This is a genomic window from Rhodococcus sp. 05-2255-3B1, assembly GCF_002258545.1.
Taxonomy (GTDB): domain Bacteria; phylum Actinomycetota; class Actinomycetes; order Mycobacteriales; family Mycobacteriaceae; genus Rhodococcoides.
Genome location: NZ_NOZC01000033.1, coordinates 1 through 17,539, shown reverse-complemented (window position 1 = coordinate 17,539; position 17,539 = coordinate 1). Strand labels below are relative to the sequence as shown.

Genomic DNA, 17,539 nt, shown 5'->3' with positions numbered 1-17,539 from the left:
TGCAGTCCGATCACCGCCCGCAGGTCTCTACCTCTGTCCGCGGAAGAGTTCGCCGTACGCGGGGGTCGATGTGCAGCAGGTACATCCATCCGAGCACACGGAGCTGCCATCGTCTGCTCCGATCGCCGACGGTGACGTTGCGGTGGTGGAGGCCAGTAGGTTCCCAGATGCGAGAGGTGCGGTGTTCCTCGGCGTCGGAGCCGGAGCGCAGCAGGCATCCTCGAAGGCCGCTGCGGGTGCGATCGTGACGTTGAGGGCACCGGACGCCGCGGGCGGGGGCACGAACCCGTCCAACGGTGTGGTGCGGGCGGCGCGAATCGCATTGGCTATGACCAGGACTTCGGCGAGTTCGTGGACGAGCACCACAGTCGCCAAACCGAGGACACCGGTGGCAGCCAGTGGGACGAGCACGCCGATGATGGCGATCGACAAGGCGATGTTCTCGATCATGATGCGCCGGGCGCGTCGAGCGTGGGCCAGCACCTGCGGTAGATGCCGGAGGTCTTCCCCCATGAGGGCAACATCGGCGGTCTCGATGGCAACGTCGGTTCCCATGGCGCCCATGGCGATACCGACATCTGCGGTCGCCAAGGCGGGAGCGTCGTTGATGCCGTCGCCGACCATGGCAATCTTGCGTCCGGCCGCGATGTCGGTCAGCAGGGCCGCTTTGTCCTCGGGCAGTAGTTCGGCGTGGACGGCGGTGATGCCCGCCTGGGTCGCCAGAGCCTGCGCAGTGAGCGCATTGTCGCCGGTGAGCATCGCAGTGTCGATACCGAGCGCGGTGAGTTGGCGGACAGCCTCGGCGGCCTCGGGCCGCAGTTCGTCGCGGACGGCGATCGCAGCGATCAGAACTCCGGCGCGTTCGACGAGAACGACTGTGGCACCGCCGCTCTGCAGACGAGCGACGTCGGCGCGGAACACCTCGGAGCTGGGGTGTGTGTCGAACCAGCTCGGTTTCCCGAGCCTGATCGCGGCACCGTCGAGGGTGCCGGTCAGGCCGTGCCCGGCGATGGCAGTGACATCATCGGCGGCCGCGACGGTCGATACGGAGGCCAGTACGGCGCGGGCGAGTGGATGCTCGCGGCGCGCTTCGAGCGCAGCAGCAACGGCCAGCGCGGCGTCGCGGCTGATTCCCGCAGCGGTGACGACGTCGACGACCTCCGGTCGTCCTGCGGTGAGGGTGCCGGTCTTGTCCAAGGCGACGACGCGAATGCGGCCCAGCTCTTCCACTGCTGCACCGCCTTTGATCAATGCCCCGTTGCGACTCGCAGCCCCGATCGCCGCCACCACCGACAGCGGCACCGAGATGGCCAACGCGCACGGTGATGCCGCGACCAGGACCACCAGTGCGCGTTCGAGCCACAACATGGGGTCACCGAGCACCGCACCGACGCCGGCGACGAGTACGGCGAGAATCATGATCGAGGGCACGAGCGGACGTGCGATACGGTCCGCCAGCCGTTGGCCGGCCCCTTTGCGGTCCTGGGCCTGTTCGACGATGCGGACGATGCGAGCAAGCGAACTCTCCGATGCCGGCGCGGTGACGGTGACCTCGATGGCCCCGCCGCCGTTGATGGCACCGGCATGCACCTCGTCACCGACACCGGCTTCGATGGGCACGGACTCGCCGGTGATCGCAGACACGTCCAGATTCGTCGAACCGCGAGCGATGGTGCCGTCCGTGGCAGCTCGCTCACCCGGCCGCAGCACCATGATGTCCCCGATCACGACATCGTCGGGGGACAGGGCCTGCTCGGTTCCACCGCGCAGGACAGATACCGTCGGCGGCACCAAGGACAGGAGTGCGCGCAGTCCGCGGCGGGTCTTGGTGACCGCGTATTCCTCGAGCCCCTCGGCGACGGAGAACAAGATACCGAGCATCGCGGCCTCGGGGATCTGGCCCAATGCGATGGCACCGAGCAGCGCGATCGTCATCAGCGTGCCGACACCGATGCGTCCGTGTCGCAGATTTCTCACCGTCGCGGGAACGAAGGTGACGGCGGCGATCGCGGCAGCGATCAGAGCGCCGACGGTCGCAACCGCATCGGCACCCGTTCGACCGAGCAACCACGATGCGCCCAGGATGATCGCGGCGGCCGAGGCGAGTTGCAGCTCGCGGACCTGCCACAACCTCGGGAGTGCATCGGTTGGAGCTGGACCTCCCGTGCCCGCACCGTCAGCAGTGGATTCGGTGGTCGGCGCTGCCGGGGTAGGTCCGCAGCACGCGTCAGCCATGATCGACCCCGGTGACTTCAGCGACGATCGAGGTGGTGGGCAGTACCTCGGTCAGTGTCGCGAGCAGTCGGGTGCCGCGGTCGGTGAGCGCATACATGACCAACTTTCCGTCTCTGTTCGATGTGACGGCGTCCGCGGCTTTGAGTTTGCGGAGATGGTGGGAGACCAGCTTCTGGCTCTGTCCCACGATCCACGCGATGTCGCAGCCACACATCTGCCCGCCGGCGTTCAACGCGAGCGCGATGGTCAGTCGGGTGGGGTCGCCGAATGCTCGGGCAGCGTCGGCGACCGGTTCGATATCGCCGAGCGCGGGCAGAGTAGCGCGCACCCTCTCGGCGTGAGGGAGGTCCATACACAACAGATCGCACGAGTCCAGAGGTTCCAAGGCCATGGGCACAATCTAACAATCATGCGATCGTTAGGGAAGGACCATTAGTCAACGTTCGCACGATTGTTAGTGTCATAGCGGGTCGAAACGCCCATATCGGGCCCATTGATCAGTCCGAACGAATCGAGAAGGTAGTTGTATGAGCCGAGCGTTGAAGATTTCCTTGTCCCTGGTGATCGTGTTCGCCGCCGCGTTGGCTGTATTTCTGGTGGTGGATCGATCGGGGTCTCCGGATGCTGCCGCCGCCGAGCAGGCCGCGACCGACCCTGCCTCGATTGCGTTGCGCGAGAACAGTCATCGGTTGAACTCGGTGCCCGACGGCCGGGTCACGTTCGTGGAGTTCCTCGACTTCGAGTGCGAGGCCTGCCGATCGGCCTACCCGGCGATCGAGCAATTGCGTGAAGAGTACGGCGACCGGGTGAGCTTCGTGGCCCGCTACTTTCCGATCGCCTCCCACTTCAATGCCGAACGAGCCGCACGCGCAGTCGAGGCCGCGGCCCAGCAGGGCGGATTCGAGGCGATGTATCAGCGCATGTACGAAACGCAGGCGCAGTGGGGCGAACAGCAGGTTCCGCAGGACGAGTTGTTCCGCAGCTTCGCCGTCGAGCAAGGGCTCGACATGAGCGCCTTCGATGCCGCCTACACCGACCCTGCGACGCTCGCGCGCATCGAGGCCGACGTCGCGGACGGGATCGCGCTCGGCGTGCAGGGCACCCCGACGTTCTTCCTCAACGGCACCAAGATCGAACCCACCACCTACGGAGACCTCGCCGATGCCCTCGACGCTGCACTCGGCTGACCCCGCAGCCGCTCTCACCCGACGCAGCGGACCGTTCGCCCGGGGCCTGCCCTGGCTGCTACTGGTGGGCGGCCTGATCGGCCTGACCGCCGCGTTCGTGCTCACAGTAGAGAAGTTCGCTCTGGCGCTCGATCCCGCCTACGCCCCGACCTGCAGCATCAACCCGGTACTCAACTGCGGATCGGTGATGGACACCCCGCAGGCGTCTGCGTTCGGATTTCCCAATTCCCTTCTCGGGATCGCAGGCTTCGCCGTCGTGGCGGCAGTGGGTGCCGCCCTTCTCGCCGGTGCGGTGTTCGCGCAGTGGTTCTGGGGTGCAATGCAGGTCGGTGTCACTGCTGCCGCAGTCTTCGTGCACTGGCTGATCGCGCAGAGCCTGTACGAGATCGGTGCCCTGTGCCCGTACTGCATGGCGGTGTGGGCGGTCACCGTACCGATCTTCTGGTACGTCACGCTGCGCAACCTCGACCGCGCCAGGTCGAAATCCGCTCTTGGGCAATGGTTTCGGCCATGGCTTGACTCGCTGATTCGCAATCACTCGATTCCACTGACCGTGTGGTTTCTCGTCCTCATCGCCCTGATCGCGCAGCGTTTCTGGTCGTACTGGTCCACGCTCCTATGATCCGCGACGTACCGTTCGCCCCTCTGCCGCTCTCTCGAGAAAGAAGGTCACGGCGATGACGCGCGGCTGGTCGATCGTCATGCTCGTCGTTGTCGTTGCATCGATCGTTGCACTGTGGCCCCGCTCCGGTGGCGTCGAGGGCGGCCCGTCCGAGGCCATCGCCAACAATGTCGCGCCGGTCGGACCCGAACCCACACTGTCCCGCCCGCCGGATGACGCGGCACGAGCAACAGCGCTACCGCTGTGTCCGCCGCCGGTACCGCGCGAAGGCGGTCCGCTGGCAGGAGTGATAGCGCGCTGCATCGGCAGCGCCGACGATGTCGATCTCGCCGACGTTCTCGGAAGCGAGGTGACGCTGATCAACCTGTGGGCATCCTGGTGCGGCCCGTGCCGCACCGAGATGCCCGTACTCGATGCCTACACCGCAGAACCCGACGCGATCCCAGTCATCGGAATCGACGTCGAGGACCGGCCCGCGGACGCGGCCGCGCTGCTCACGCAACTGGGCGTCCGCTATCCGAACTACATCGACGGCGGCAGCGTCCTGGACGCGCTCTCGGCACCGCCGGTCCTTCCCCTGAGCTTTCTCCTCCGCCCGGACGGAACGGTCGAGCGCGTCACCGACCCGACGGTGTTCGAGACGACAGACCAGATCCGCACTGCAGTAAAGGATTTCACCTCATGACACGCTTCCCACCAGTGTGGGTCGGTGCGCGCCGTCAGGGCAGCACGCCCACCGCGGCAATTGGATCGATTCTTGCCCTCGTACTACTGATCTCCGGATGCTCCGACGGCGCACAGGCTGCGCCCCCGGGAGGCAGCTTCGACTTCGTCGCCCCCGGCGGTCGAACCGACATCGTCTACGATCCCCCCGAAACACGCGGAACCATAGGCGAACTCGCCGGCCCCGATCTGATGGAGGAAGGCAAGACGACCGCTCTGTCGGACTACGACGGCAAGGTCGTCGTGATCAATCTCTGGGGCCAGTGGTGCGGCCCCTGCCGCGGCGAAGCCGACGACCTCGAAGAGGTCTACGAGACCACCCGCGAGCGTGGCGTGCAATTCCTCGGCCTCAACGTCAGAGATCCACAGAAGGACAAAGCGCAGGACTTCGTCGTCGACAACGACGTCTCCTACCCCTCGATCTACGACCCCTCGATGCGGACCCTGATCGCCCTCGGCGGAAACTACCCGACCAGCGTGATCCCCTCGACGCTGGTACTCGACCGTTCACACCGCGTGGCCGCGGTCTTCATGCGCGCCCTGCTCACCGACGACCTCCTTCCCGTCGTCGAACGGATAGCCGCGGAATGACGACTCTTCTCGCCCAAGACATCGGGTCGGCCTTCCAGAACGCGGCATCGAGCGGGCCCCTACTGCTCGCGATCGCGGCATGCATGCTCGCCGGGCTGGTCTCGTTCGCCTCCCCGTGCGTGGTGCCGCTGGTGCCGGGATACCTGTCCTACCTGGCAGGAATCGCCGGTGCCGACGCCCAATCAGCCGATACCCGATCGCCCCGCACCTCGACCACCGGCACCTCGACCACCGACACGTCGTCGCCGGAGCTGGCGAATCGCTGGCGTGTGGCCGGCGCAGCGTCGTTGTTCGTCGCCGGATTCACGATCGTCTTCGTCCTCGCCACAGCCTCGATCTTCGGAGTCATCGGCACCTTGCGCATCAACGAGCAAGTACTTCAACGAGTCGGCGGCGTCATCACGATCATCATGGGTGCAGCGTTCATCGGATTGATACCCGTTCTGCAACGCGACACCCGATACGCACCTCAGCAGATCTCGTCCCTCGCCGGAGCGCCGCTGCTCGGCGGTGTGTTCGCGCTCGGCTGGACACCGTGTCTGGGCCCCACCCTCGCCGGCGTTCTGTCTGTCGCGGCAGGAACCGAAGGTGCAACCGCAGCCCGCGGGGTCACTCTCATCGTCGCGTACTGCATGGGACTCGGCCTACCGTTCGTCGTCCTCGCGTTCGGCTCGAGTTCGGCGATGCGAGGTGTGGGGTGGCTTCGAAGGAACTCACAGAAGATCAAGATCGCGGGCGGTGTCATCATGATCGCCGTCGGCATCGCGCTGCTGACCGGAGTGTGGGGGTTGTTCATCGCCTGGATCCGCAACGAATTCGTCAGTGCAGTGGTCCTGCCCATCTGATCGAGATGTCGCCAAACCACCCCGCCGCATTGCATTGTTCGGGTAGCCGAACTATATTTTCAGGGTCCTGACATACTGTTGGTGCCGGAGGGTGTGGTCATGTCTGTGCTGCAGCGCCGATCGTCTCGGCCGCCCTCGAGGTTTCGGTCGGGCCTCGTTCTGCTCGGACCCGCTTTCGTCGCAGCGATCGCCTACGTCGACCCCGGCAACGTCGCCTCCAACGTCAGCGCCGGTGCGCAGTTCGGATACCTGCTGGTCTGGGTGATCGTTGCCGCGAACGTGATGGCCGGTCTCGTCCAGTTCCTCTCCGCCAAACTCGGCATCGTCACCGGAATGACACTGCCCGAAGTAGTCCGCGAGAAGTCGAGCAGGACTGTGCGACTGGCATATTGGGGGCAAGCAGAGGTGGTCGCCATGGCGACCGACCTCGCCGAAATCGTCGGCGGTGCGATCGCCCTCTACCTGCTCTTCGACCTGCCGCTCCTGATCGGCGGCCTCATCACCGGGGCCGTATCGATGATCTTGCTGATGGTCCAGGATCGCCGGGGCCAACGGCCCTTCGAGTTCGTGATTCTCGGGCTACTCGGTGTCATCGCCGTCGGATTTCTTGCCAGCGTCGTCGTGGAACCGCCATCGTTCACCGAGGCCGCCGCCGGTCTCATTCCGCGGTTCGACGGCGCGGAAAGTGTGTTGATCGCCGCCGCGATGCTCGGTGCGACGATCATGCCGCACGCGGTGTACCTGCACTCCGGTCTAGCACGTGACAGGCACGGACACCCCGAGGCAGGGCCCGTCCGTCAGCGGTTGTTGCGGATCACCCGGATCGATGTCGGGTTGGCGATGCTGCTGGCCGGGGCAGTGAACATGTCGATGCTGCTGTTGGCGGCCTCGACGCTGGGGGGCCGCGAGGGCGTCGATTCCATCGACGGAGCTCACGCAGCAGTGGGTGACACTCTGGGGCCGGTGGTAGCACTGCTGTTCGCGGTGGGCCTGCTGGCCTCGGGCCTTGCATCGACATCGGTCGGGGCGTACGCGGGGGCGATGATCATGGACGGGCTACTACGTAAGCGCATTCCGATTCTGGTGCGACGACTGGTGACACTTGTTCCCGCACTGGCAATTCTGGCAGCAGGAGTCGACCCCAGTCGGGCACTGGTCGTCTCGCAGGTCGTGCTGTCGTTCGGTATCCCATTCGCGTTGATTCCCTTGGTGCGGTTCACCTCGGACCGCATCCTGATGGGCGGCGATGTCAATCACCGGATCACGGCATACGCGGCATGGCTCATCGCGGGAATCGTCGTCGCACTCAACATTGCACTGATCTATCTGACCGTGGTCTGACTGCACCAAAACCGGGATCGCATCAGTCCTCGGTGTCGGCAGAGTCACCCTCTACCGACACCTCGCCGCCCTTCAGCAGTCAGCGGGGGAGAGGCCGCGTACCTTTCTTCCACACCAACGGGCCACAGTGCCACTGCGGCAGCGAGAGTCGAGCACTCCTGCCTCAATTTTTGCAGGATTCTGTGGATCTAAGTCACACGCTCTGAGCCCAACGGCGTCCTCGAGCGCTTCGACGGCACCGCACCACCACACCTGCTCTATCTCTGAAGCCAGGACGAAGTACGGCGCGACCCGAAACTGTTGCAACAGAACAGCTCTGTCAGTGCCCAATTGTCATACTCGCCGTCATACGGATAGAACCGTCGGTGGACCACCACTACCCGCCGAAATCGCCGAGCAGGCGGTGCAATCGTCCTCACCGCCCTGCAAACAATCGACCACGCTCGCAGTGAGCCAGCCGATGGGGGTCGATCAAGCGCCGCCGGTAGGCCGGTCCACTGACTCCAATACGTCCGCGAGCATCGGAACGTCCCAGTCGCGATCGTCGAGATCCGCGATAGCCCTCGCCGTCAGATCGTTGAATGCTGTCCCCCTTCCAAGCAATACGGGGAGGGGGTATGGTCCGAGTCGTCGCTAGGTACCCCCTGGGGGTATTATTCAGGATGAAGGAGTACCTCATGATCACCACGAATTACCGAGTCACCGGCATGACCTGCGGACACTGCGAGGCGTCGGTCCGGGAAGAAGTCGGTGCTGTGGCCGGGGTCGACACGGTCGAAGCATCGGCGTCGGCGGGGACGCTGACGGTGACGAGCGCCGACGAGCCCGACCACGCCCAGGTCGTCGCTGCCGTTCGCGATGCCGGCTACACAGCCGAACCGCAACCCGCAGATTCACGCACCGCGTAGCCGCTGAACTCGGCGGAGAGAAGGATTTACCGCGATGAACAACCACACACATGCCGATGTCGGCGTGGCCGAGACAGCGGGCACACAGTCGGGCCACGACCCGTCTGGACACAGCGCAGCCCACACCGGACACGGCGAGCAGACTGAACACGAAGGCCATACCGGGCACGGTGGCCATGCCGGTCACGGCGATCACGTCGGCATGTTCCGTCGCCTGTTCTGGGTCATGCTGGTCCTCGCCGTCCCGGTGATCGTTGCCTCGAACATGTTCGCGATGCTCCTCGGATACTCGCTGCCCGACGCAGCGTGGATCGCCTGGGTCTCCCCGGTGCTCGGAACGGTGATGTATGCCTGGGGCGGTTCCCCGTTCCTCACCGGCGCGGTGAGTGAAATCCGTTCACGTGCACCGGGAATGATGCTGCTCATCGCCCTCGCGATCACCGTCGCATTCGTCGCGTCGATGGGAGCGAGCCTGGGCCTGCTCGATCATCAGCTCGACTTCTGGTGGGAACTGGCGCTGCTGATCGTGATCATGTTGCTCGGGCACTGGATCGAGATGAGATCCCTCGCGCAGACCACCTCCGCTCTGGACTCGTTGGCGGCGTTGCTCCCGGATGTCGCCGAACGCGTCGACGGCGACGATGTGGTGCCGGTGTCCCCGGCCGAGCTGGAGCTCGGTGATGTCGTTGTCGTCCGCCCCGGCGGCCGAGTACCGGCGGACGGCACCATCGTCTCCGGATCGGCGAGCATGGACGAGTCCATGATCACCGGCGAATCACGCACCGTCCGCCGCAGCGACGGCGACCAGGTCGTCGCCGGCACGGTAGCCACCGACTCCGGCCTGCGCATCCAGGTCACCGCAGTAGGGGAGGACACCGCCCTCGCCGGCATCGGCCGCTTGGTCGCCGACGCCCAGAACTCGACCTCGCGCGCTCAGCGCATCGCCGACACAGCCGCCGCTTGGTTGTTCTGGTTCGCCCTCGGTGCCGCGATCATCACCGCTGCGGTGTGGACTCTGGTCGGGATGCCCGACGACGCCGTCATCCGCACCATCACCGTGCTGGTCATCGCCTGCCCGCACGCACTCGGACTGGCGATTCCGCTGGTGGTCTCCATCGCCACCGAACGCGCCGCCCGCGGCGGCGTTCTGGTCAAGGACCGGCTCGCACTCGAAACCATGCGCACGGTGGACACCGTGCTGTTCGACAAGACCGGGACCCTCACCAAGGGTGAACCCACCGTCACCGCAGTCGAGGTGACCGGCGGGCGCACCGCCGACAACGTTCTCGCGCTGGCCGCTGCCGCAGAAGCAGATTCCGAACATCCACTCGCCCGTGCCATCGTCGAGGCCGCACGCGCGCGGAACCTGACGGTCCCGGCTGCAGCCGGCTTTCAGTCGTCCCCCGCCGTCGGGGTCGCAGCCGACGTCGACGGCGTCCGGATCCAGGTCGGCGGGCCGGCACTGCTCGAGCAGGAACACGGATCCGAACTCGCTGTCGCCGACCGGTGGCGCGGGGACGGGGCGATCATCCTGCACGTCCTCGCCGACGGGGCCGTGATCGGTGCCCTCGCGCTCGCCGATGAGATCCGGTCCGAGTCACGCACTGCGGTAGACGCGCTGCACGCGCGAGGAATCGCGGTCGTGATGATCACCGGTGATGCCGACGCCGTCGCGAAGTCCGTCGCCACCGAGCTCGGTGTGGACCGCTACTTCGCCGGGGTGAAACCGGAAGACAAGTCGCACAACGTCGCTGAACTCCAGAGCGAAGGCCGTACGGTGGCGATGGTCGGCGACGGAGTCAACGACGCCCCGGCTCTGGCGCAGGCCGATGTCGGTATCGCGATCGGGGCCGGCACCGACGTCGCAATCGCATCGGCCGGAGTGATCCTCGCCAGCGACGACCCGAGGTCGGTGTTGTCGGTGATCGAACTCTCGCGCGCCTCGTACCGAAAGATGAAGCAAAACCTCTGGTGGGCAGCGGGATACAACCTCATCTCGGTTCCGCTCGCGGCAGGAGTGCTCGCGCCGGTCGGGTTCGTGCTGCCGATGTCGATCGGCGCGATCCTGATGTCGCTGTCGACGATCATCGTCGCTGCGAACGCACAATTACTGCGTCGACTCGACCTCACGCCCGACACCATCACCGGAGCGGTGAACGAGGGGAGTTCCAACCCTCCGTCGCAGCGCACACCGTCACTGTGAGAGCTGATCTCGTACCGGGAACGCAGCCCTGACAATTGTGGAACGTTGATGGCCGCACCTTCTCCGCCGGAGAGGATGCGGCCATCGTTGTCTATAGCGGGCCGGGTCAGCCGAGCAGCCGCTGCATGGTGTCGATTTCCTGCTGCTGGGTGGCGACGATGGTGCGGGCCATCTCCAGGGCGTCAGGATTGGAACCGTCTGCGATTTCGGTGTTGGCCATCTCGATGGCGCCGGTGTGGTGGGCGATCATCATCGTCAACCACTGGCGGTCGAATTCGGGTCCCGACGCTGCCATCAACGCGTCCATGTCCTGAGCGGTCATCATGCCGCTGCCGGAGCTGTGGTCCATCCCGCCCATGTCACCCATGTCACCCATGTCACCCCTGTCCATGTCGGGCATGGGCTGGCCCCACTCGGTGAGCCAGGTGGTCATCTGGTCCATCTCGGGCTGCTGTGCGCCGGCGATCGCCGATGCCAGCGACAGCACGTCCGGGTTGTCGGTGCGGCCGTTCGCCATGTCGGCCATCTCGACTGCTTGGGCGTGGTGCGGATACATCATCTGCGCGAACATCACGTCGGCATCGTTGAACTCTGCGGACGCGCTTGCTTGGGCCGAGGACATCGGTGCGGAGGACATCGAGCCCATGGAGTGCCCGTCCATCGACGACTCGGTCGAGTCGTTGCTACAGCCGACGACGAGGAACGCGCTGGCGGCGGCGGCAGCGAGTGAAGCCATGACTTTGGTACGCATGTGGAATCTCCTTGCAAGAGTGGACAATCAGGGGTGTGTGACGTGTTTCGGTCCGCCGGTCGACGCGCGTCTGCCGGGCTCCCTGTCACACTCGCAAGGTCACCGATCTGTCCAACTCCCATAACGTCCACGGCGGTGCACGTTCGAGCGTGGAATCGGTGCATCCGACGGTCCGGTTGAGTAGCGTCGGTACTGGATCGATGGCTGCGCTCAACGCCGGGACCGTCAGCGCGGGCGACGACACCGTCGTGCCCACACAAGGGTGCATCATTTGGTGGGCCGTCGGGCAGTCGTGCTCCCCGGCCATCACCGGAACCGACATAGTTTCGGACATATGAAGCGGCGTCGCCATCGAGGCACGGCCGCCGTTCAACGACATCGAGCCGGTTACGGACATCGACATCGGTGTCACCGAATGCATCAACAGGACACCGAACACCGTCAGTGCAATTAGCAGACCGGTCACCGAGGCCGTGCCCCGTCGACCACGTCTGACTGCCAATTGCATGCCCTTGACGGTAGCAGAGATACCCCCCAGGGGTAATGGCGAACCAGGGGATCGCCCGCCCTCCGCTGTCGGGCAGAGGCCGAATCTCTGGGAAACGCCGCCCCAGTTAAGGAGCTGTGCACTCGACTTCTGAACCAGTGCAGCTCACTTCTGAATCTGACAATCTGTCAGTTTCAGAAGACGGCTGCACTCATTGCAGGCGTTACGAGGGTGAGTGCACGTGTCTTCTGACATTCTGATGTCAAAAGTGCGGTGCACGGTCGCATGTTCGGCTCTCGGTGACAGGGAGGCTTGTGATGGACCCCGACAAGCTCGACGTCGTGGAGACCGGTGTGCTGACAGCGTCGGGGGAGCGGTGGTCCCAGGCCGAGACCCGTTTCGCTGTCCTGGCTCCCTTGCTGGAGATGCATCCGGTGCGTTCGGAAGCGGTCGACGCTGCAGCGCAGCGCTTGGGACTGTCCAGGCGGCAGGTCTACACGTTGGTCGGCAGGCTCAGGAACGGGACGGGGACGGTCACCGATCTTCTGACGAAGGTCTCGTCGGGTGGGCGTGGCCGCAGCCGAGTATCCGCTGAGGTCGAGGAAGTGATCGCCGACCATCTGACTCGATACTTTCTTCACCGTCAGAAGCTCAGTGTCGCTGCGCTGCATAGACGTATCGCATTGGCCTGTCACCGTGCGGGTCTGCCTGTGCCGGCCAGGAACACCGTCACCGCGCGTATCGCCGGCCTCCATCCGGCGTCGGTGGCCAGGTCACGCGGGGGACCCGATGCCGCCCGGCCGCGTCAGTCCGCCGGCGACGTTCCACCGGCGGTTGCGGGGATTCTCGATCAGGTCCAGATCGACCACACCGTCGTCGATGTGATGATCGTCGACGAGTACGAGCGTCAAACGATAGGTCGCCCCTACTTGACGATCGCCATCGATGTCTTCAGCCGTACCGTCCTCGGGTTCGTCGTCACTCTGGAGGCACCGTCAGCCGTATCTGCTGGGTTGTGCCTGGGCCGGGTGTGCAGCGAGAAGCAGACGTGGCTCGAAGCATGCGAGCTGGCCGAACAGGTGCAATGGCCCGATGGCAGGCAAGCCGAAGCGGTTATACCTCGACAATGCCGCCGAGTTCAAAAGCGAAGCGTTACGCCGCGGATGCGCCCAGCACGCGATCACCCTCGAATACCGTCCACCTGGCCGGCCGCATTACGGCGGGATCGTCGAACGCATTCTCGGAACGGCGATGACGGCTGTGCACGAGCTACCCGGGACCACTTTTTCGAACCCCGCGGACCGAGGAAATTACGACTCGGACAAGCACGCCGCGTTGACATTGCGCGAGTTGGAGCGCTGGCTGGTTCTGGCGATAGCCTCGTATCACGCGAGCGTGCATTCAGGGATCGGGAACACTCCGGCCGCCGTGTGGGCCGGCGGTGTCGCCGCAGCTGGTCATGCCCATCGTGTGGTGCTCGGCGAGACCGCGTTCCTGGTGGACTTTCTTCCCGTCATCCGGCGACGTCTGACGCGCACGGGCTTCGTTCTCGATCACGTGCACTACTTCTCGAACGCGCTCAAACCGTGGGTTGCGCGGCGAGAGGAGTTGGGGCGGTTCGTGATAAGACGTGACCCACGAGATTTGAGCAGAATCTGGGTCCTCGAACCAGACGGTGCAGGCTATGTCGAGGTGTCGTACCGGACGATGTCACATCCCGCGGTGACACTGTGGGAGCACAGAGCTGCTATCGCCCGTCTCCGCGAACAAGGTCGGTCGAACGTTGATGAGAGCGCACTGTTTTCGATGATCGAGCAGATGCGTGAGGTCACCGACCGCTCGCAGAAAGCCACCCGCAAAGCCCGGCGCAACCGTGCCCGCCGCACGCATCTCACCGGCGCCGTGTCTGCACCGATCCCGGCGATCCACCCGCCGGTGGAGCCTGAAACGGACGGCGGCACCGCAACGCCGGTCTTCAGCGACATCGAGGAATGGTGAGCCGATGACCGCATCGAAAGGAAGCAGCAACGAACCCACCGAGTCGTCCAGCGAGGATTTGGGGCACCTGCGGGAGTCGGTTCGACCGCTCACCGCACTCGACGACGCGGAGCGGATCCGGTTGATCCGGTCGGAGAGATGGACGGGTATCCGCAGGCCCGTACGGTCATCGACCATCTGGAGACGTTGCTGTCGTGGCCGGACCGACAGCGTATGCCGAACCTACTGTTGCTCGGTCCGACGAACAACGGCAAGTCGATGATCATCGAAAAGTTCCGGCGCACTCATCCGCCGATCAGCTTGTCCGACCGCGAGCAGATACCGGTGTTGTGCATGCAGATGCCCCCGGACCCGTCACCCGGCCGGTTCTACCTCGCACTGCTCACAGCGTTGGGAACACCGACCAGGCCCCGCAATCGGGTCCACGAACTCGAACAGCAAGCATTGATGCTGCTCCGCGCCACCGGCGTGAAGATGTTGATCATCGACGAGCTCCACAATGTTCTCGCTGGCCGCGACAACGTCCGCCGCGAATTCTTGAACGTGCTGCGGTTCCTGGGCAACGAACTACGCATTCCTCTTGTCGCTGTCGGAACCCGCGACGCCTACCTCGCCATCCGGACCGATCCCCAGCTGGAGAACCGATTCCATCCCATGACTTTGCCGGTCTGTACCAACACTGCCGACACCAGATCACTGCTGGCCAGCTTCAGCACGAGCTTCCCCCTCCGTAAACCCTCGCACCTGACATCACCGGAGATGACCGACTACCTCCTCACTCGCTCCGAGGGCACCATCGGTGAACTGACAACGCTGCTCACTGCCGCAGCAGTGACCGCCGTCGACAGCGGAGAGGAAGCGATCACCTCATCGGTGCTCACGCGCACTCTGTACCTCGGTCCCACCGAGCGGCGCCGCCAGTTCGAGCGCCACCTCGCGTGAACGCGCGGCTCGCGGCGATGCCCGATGATGCGTACGTTCGCCCGTGGCCGCTGCATCCGCAGCCACTGCCAGGTGAGGCCCTCTCGTCCTGGGTGGCCCGGATATGCGAGCTGTATCCGCACATCAAGCCTTCTGACCTGCTTGCAGACCTCGATATCGATTGTGCTGTCGAGGATCTCGACCGCTACACACCGGAGCCGATACTTATCGAGCTGGCCGGTCGCGGCGCAGTCCCGGTAGAGAGGGTGCGGATGATGACGTTGGCGGGGTGGACACCGTGGTTGCTCGACAGCACCGACCCCGCCGACTGCGACTTCGACACCTACGTCCACCAGTTCTCGGTCCTGCTACCGGCCGACCTCGCGAGGGAGGATCGACGACGCCGCACACCCACGAGCGAGGCATGGTTGCCGTGGGCGAGCACTCCGCGCAGTCGGGCATGCCCGGCATGTATCGACAGCCTCGAATCCACTGCTGATATCAACATGACTCTGCTGCATCAATATCCGGTGCTGAGCAGCTGTCTCGACCACCGTTGTCGACTCGAACCCTGCTCTGTTTTCCCTGGTCATGCAATTTTCTGGGATCAGGTCCGGTTCGGTTCGGACGAACGGGTCTCGCCCGTTCCGGTTCCCTCGGCGGTCACGGACCTCGATCGGCGCAGCACCGAGGCTCTGACGACGGGATGGGTGGAACTCGGCCCAGGCCGGGTACATGCCGCAGTGTGGTTCCGGCTTCTGCGCACCGTCGTCGACGAAGTGTCCTCGCCACTGGTTCGCACCGGACGGTGGGCGACGAGGCTCGTTGCGATCTGGAAGGCCGCCGGTCGTTCTCGCCCGTTGCGGACCGCGTGGGTTCCGTTCGAGGACCTGCACTGGGACGAGCAGGCGAAAGTCCTCGAGGCCGCAGCGATCGGAATTGCGATGGTCGAGAGCGGTGAGATCGATGCCGGCGGTGCGCACGCATCTCTGCTGAGCCCACGACCCTATGAGCCGGTCGATCCCGGGACAGCTCCGACGCGCTCGTCTTATCCCGCACCCGAGCGCGATCTGTGGGCTGACGCGCACGCTGCGGCCGAGGCCGCCATCGCGGCGGCGCGCGTCGATCCCGCATCCGCCAGTTCGTTGTACAACTTCCTGCGTTGGGGGTGCCGCACCGCAGCGGAGCTGGATGAAACGGTGCAACTGTTCCTCGACCACGGGATCCCGCTGCACCATCCGCCGACATAGCTCTCGCCCGATGGAGCGGGGTCGTCCGCGACGCACGCGCGGCGACAGCCGAAGAGCCCTTTTTCGCGCCGGGGTCATAGTCACCAACGTTATTTGTGCGGTGACCGACGAGAATTTTCCTTCCCGCACCATAATCGCGAAAAGGCCTGCTCAGCGTGTTTTCGGCTCGAGAAGTCTGTCGGAGGTGCTCGCTACAGTGCTTGTCATGGCAGAACGGCAGCTCGGTGAGGTCGGGGACGCGGATTCACTCGTCTCGGTGGGTGGTGTGGCAGTGTTCCCGGACCTACCGGTCGAGGTCGCCGCTCGGATAGAACAGTCGATCGCAGCTTCTCGTTCGGCCGGAACACGCCGTGCCTATGCCTCGGCGTGGAGTCGATTCGAGAACTGGTGCATCGTCCTCGGGCACCAGGCTTTGCCGGCGCATCCCGCAACGGTGGCGGCGTACCTCGTCGGCGCCGCCGATACGCTCACCGTCGACGGGACGCGGGCGTATGCGCCGTCGACGTTCGACAAATGGATCGCGGCGGTCGCGGACCGCCACCGCGCTACCGGCCACGACAACCCGTGCGGGCACGAGATGGTCCGCGCCACTCTCTCGGGTATCCGGCGGGATTACGCGTCTGCGGGGGAGCGGCCCCGCAGACCCCGTGCCCCGCTCCTCACCGCTGACATCACTACGATCGTCGACCACGCCCGACGCACTGCAGCGGGCTGGGCGTCGGAGGTCCTCGAACGCCGCGACACCGCGCTACTGCTGATGGGCTACACCGGCGCATTCCGCCGCAGCGAACTCGTGGCGCTCGAATGCCGCGATGTCCACCGCGACCGCCTCGACGGCGCGCACGTACGTATCCGCAAATCGAAGACCGACCAGGACGGCACCGGAACCGTGAAAGCACTCCCGTTCACCGACCGCCACGAGTCATGTCCGGTCTGCGCGTGGGTGCGATGGCTGCAGATCGTCGCAGCGTTCGACACCGGCGGCAGAGTTGCTGTCATCCGAATACTTTCCCGCGCAGTGGAATTCGACTCCCATATCTGCCGCGGCACCCTTCCTGTAGTCGAGAAACGGTCCCCTCTGTTTCGGTCCGTCCGCAAGAACGGCAACCTCTCCGACACAGCCCTGTCCGGAGCCGCGGTGCACGCGGCGATCCGCCGCCGCGCTACTCGAGCTGGATACGGCCCCGACACCGTCGCCCAGCTCGGCGGGCATTCCCTCCGTTCCGGCTTCGTCACGCAGGCCTTCCGCAACGGTGCCGACGCGCATGCGATCATGCGCCAAACCGGGCACACCACACCCGCAATGGTCGAAACATACGCTCACGAGAATGCGCCACTGGTCGGCAACGCCGTCACCGAGCTCGGCCTATGACCAGGCAACTAGGCGGAATTGCGTCCGATGCAACTGCGTTACACCGCATAAGCTGATGCGACCTGGACGTTGACCGCGGTGTCATCCTATCCGTTGCCGGCCCTC

Annotated in this window: 14 protein-coding genes and 2 pseudogenes; 12 read left to right on the top strand and 4 right to left on the bottom strand. The window is 65.0% G+C overall.

Going from position 1 to position 17,539, the window contains the following annotated elements:
- Positions 1–27: 27 nt before the first annotated feature.
- A complete protein-coding gene (locus tag CH249_RS19135) occupies positions 28–2,235 on the bottom strand; it encodes a cation-translocating P-type ATPase (protein ID WP_094682073.1) in 2,208 nt (735 codons plus the stop codon).
- On the bottom strand, positions 2,228–2,626 hold the full coding sequence (locus tag CH249_RS19130; RefSeq protein WP_032370896.1) for a metalloregulator ArsR/SmtB family transcription factor: 399 nt from the start codon (positions 2,624–2,626) through the stop codon (positions 2,228–2,230). The genes CH249_RS19135 and CH249_RS19130 overlap by 8 nt, the downstream gene beginning before the upstream one ends.
- Before the next feature lie 136 nt (positions 2,627–2,762).
- On the opposite strand from CH249_RS19130, the gene CH249_RS19125 reads away from it, so the two are divergent.
- The 8 genes from CH249_RS19125 (at position 2,763) to CH249_RS19090 (ending at position 10,655) form a co-directional block, all read left to right on the top strand.
- The gene (locus CH249_RS19125; protein WP_094682072.1) at positions 2,763–3,422 is read left to right on the top strand and encodes a thioredoxin domain-containing protein; all 660 of its coding nucleotides are present in this window, start codon (positions 2,763–2,765) and stop codon (positions 3,420–3,422) included.
- A complete protein-coding gene (locus tag CH249_RS19120; protein ID WP_032370898.1) occupies positions 3,397–4,044 on the top strand; it encodes a vitamin K epoxide reductase family protein in 648 nt (215 codons plus the stop codon). Before CH249_RS19125 ends, CH249_RS19120 begins: the two co-directional genes overlap by 26 nt.
- Before the next feature lie 55 nt (positions 4,045–4,099).
- Positions 4,100–4,729, top strand: a complete 630-nt coding sequence (locus CH249_RS19115) for a TlpA disulfide reductase family protein (protein WP_032370899.1) — start codon at positions 4,100–4,102, stop codon at positions 4,727–4,729.
- Positions 4,726–5,358 (top strand): TlpA disulfide reductase family protein, encoded by a 633-nt coding sequence (locus tag CH249_RS19110; protein ID WP_080729299.1) that lies wholly within the window; start codon positions 4,726–4,728, stop codon positions 5,356–5,358. The genes CH249_RS19115 and CH249_RS19110 overlap by 4 nt, the downstream gene beginning before the upstream one ends.
- A complete protein-coding gene (locus CH249_RS19105; RefSeq protein ID WP_032370900.1) occupies positions 5,355–6,203 on the top strand; it encodes a cytochrome c biogenesis CcdA family protein in 849 nt (282 codons plus the stop codon). The genes CH249_RS19110 and CH249_RS19105 overlap by 4 nt, the downstream gene beginning before the upstream one ends.
- Before the next feature lie 99 nt (positions 6,204–6,302).
- Entirely contained in the window at positions 6,303–7,544 is a 1,242-nt protein-coding gene (locus CH249_RS19100) for an Nramp family divalent metal transporter (RefSeq protein ID WP_032371006.1), read from the top strand.
- 677 nt (positions 7,545–8,221) lie between these two features.
- Positions 8,222–8,452: a heavy-metal-associated domain-containing protein gene (locus CH249_RS19095; RefSeq protein ID WP_032364250.1), complete on the top strand. Its 231-nt coding sequence runs from the start codon at positions 8,222–8,224 to the stop codon at positions 8,450–8,452.
- 34 nt (positions 8,453–8,486) lie between these two features.
- Positions 8,487–10,655 (top strand): heavy metal translocating P-type ATPase, encoded by a 2,169-nt coding sequence (locus tag CH249_RS19090; protein ID WP_094682071.1) that lies wholly within the window; start codon positions 8,487–8,489, stop codon positions 10,653–10,655.
- A gap of 106 nt (positions 10,656–10,761) precedes the next feature.
- Here the strand turns inward: CH249_RS19090 and CH249_RS19085 are convergent, their stop codons facing one another.
- Together CH249_RS19085 and CH249_RS19080 are read right to left on the bottom strand one after the other, a co-directional pair.
- Complete coding sequence (locus CH249_RS19085) at positions 10,762–11,406, bottom strand: DUF305 domain-containing protein (protein ID WP_094682070.1); 645 nt, start codon at positions 11,404–11,406, stop codon at positions 10,762–10,764.
- An 85-nt stretch (positions 11,407–11,491) separates the two neighbouring features.
- A complete protein-coding gene (locus CH249_RS19080) occupies positions 11,492–11,914 on the bottom strand; it encodes a hypothetical protein (protein WP_032370903.1) in 423 nt (140 codons plus the stop codon).
- 296 nt (positions 11,915–12,210) lie between these two features.
- On the opposite strand from CH249_RS19080, the pseudogene CH249_RS28630 reads away from it, so the two are divergent.
- The 4 genes and pseudogenes from CH249_RS28630 to CH249_RS19060 all read left to right on the top strand — a co-directional run bounded on the left by CH249_RS28630 (position 12,211) and on the right by CH249_RS19060 (position 17,434).
- Positions 12,211–13,891, top strand: a pseudogene (locus tag CH249_RS28630) (Mu transposase C-terminal domain-containing protein).
- Between the two features lie 4 nt (positions 13,892–13,895).
- A pseudogene (locus CH249_RS19070) lies at positions 13,896–14,833 on the top strand (TniB family NTP-binding protein).
- Positions 14,830–16,062: a TniQ family protein gene (locus CH249_RS19065; RefSeq protein WP_179273196.1), complete on the top strand. Its 1,233-nt coding sequence runs from the start codon at positions 14,830–14,832 to the stop codon at positions 16,060–16,062. The pseudogene CH249_RS19070 and the gene CH249_RS19065 overlap by 4 nt, the downstream one beginning before the upstream one ends.
- 205 nt (positions 16,063–16,267) lie before the next feature.
- Entirely contained in the window at positions 16,268–17,434 is a 1,167-nt protein-coding gene (locus tag CH249_RS19060; RefSeq protein ID WP_024793402.1) for a site-specific integrase, read from the top strand.
- The last annotated feature ends 105 nt before the right edge of the window (positions 17,435–17,539 follow it).

What these genes read in the sequence shown, in the direction of transcription:
- CH249_RS19135 (WP_094682073.1), bottom strand. Translation starts at nt 2,235, where the DNA reads ATGGCTGACGCGTGCTGCGGACCTACCCCGGCAGCGCCGACCACCGAA.
- CH249_RS19130 (WP_032370896.1), bottom strand. Translation starts at nt 2,626, where the DNA reads ATGGCCTTGGAACCTCTGGACTCGTGCGATCTGTTGTGTATGGACCTC.
- CH249_RS19125 (WP_094682072.1), top strand. Translation starts at nt 2,763, where the DNA reads ATGAGCCGAGCGTTGAAGATTTCCTTGTCCCTGGTGATCGTGTTCGCC.
- CH249_RS19120 (WP_032370898.1), top strand. Translation starts at nt 3,397, where the DNA reads ATGCCCTCGACGCTGCACTCGGCTGACCCCGCAGCCGCTCTCACCCGA.
- CH249_RS19115 (WP_032370899.1), top strand. Translation starts at nt 4,100, where the DNA reads ATGACGCGCGGCTGGTCGATCGTCATGCTCGTCGTTGTCGTTGCATCG.
- CH249_RS19110 (WP_080729299.1), top strand. Translation starts at nt 4,726, where the DNA reads ATGACACGCTTCCCACCAGTGTGGGTCGGTGCGCGCCGTCAGGGCAGC.
- CH249_RS19105 (WP_032370900.1), top strand. Translation starts at nt 5,355, where the DNA reads ATGACGACTCTTCTCGCCCAAGACATCGGGTCGGCCTTCCAGAACGCG.
- CH249_RS19100 (WP_032371006.1), top strand. Translation starts at nt 6,303, where the DNA reads ATGTCTGTGCTGCAGCGCCGATCGTCTCGGCCGCCCTCGAGGTTTCGG.
- CH249_RS19095 (WP_032364250.1), top strand. Translation starts at nt 8,222, where the DNA reads ATGATCACCACGAATTACCGAGTCACCGGCATGACCTGCGGACACTGC.
- CH249_RS19090 (WP_094682071.1), top strand. Translation starts at nt 8,487, where the DNA reads ATGAACAACCACACACATGCCGATGTCGGCGTGGCCGAGACAGCGGGC.
- CH249_RS19085 (WP_094682070.1), bottom strand. Translation starts at nt 11,406, where the DNA reads ATGCGTACCAAAGTCATGGCTTCACTCGCTGCCGCCGCCGCCAGCGCG.
- CH249_RS19080 (WP_032370903.1), bottom strand. Translation starts at nt 11,914, where the DNA reads ATGCAATTGGCAGTCAGACGTGGTCGACGGGGCACGGCCTCGGTGACC.
- CH249_RS19060 (WP_024793402.1), top strand. Translation starts at nt 16,268, where the DNA reads ATGGCAGAACGGCAGCTCGGTGAGGTCGGGGACGCGGATTCACTCGTC.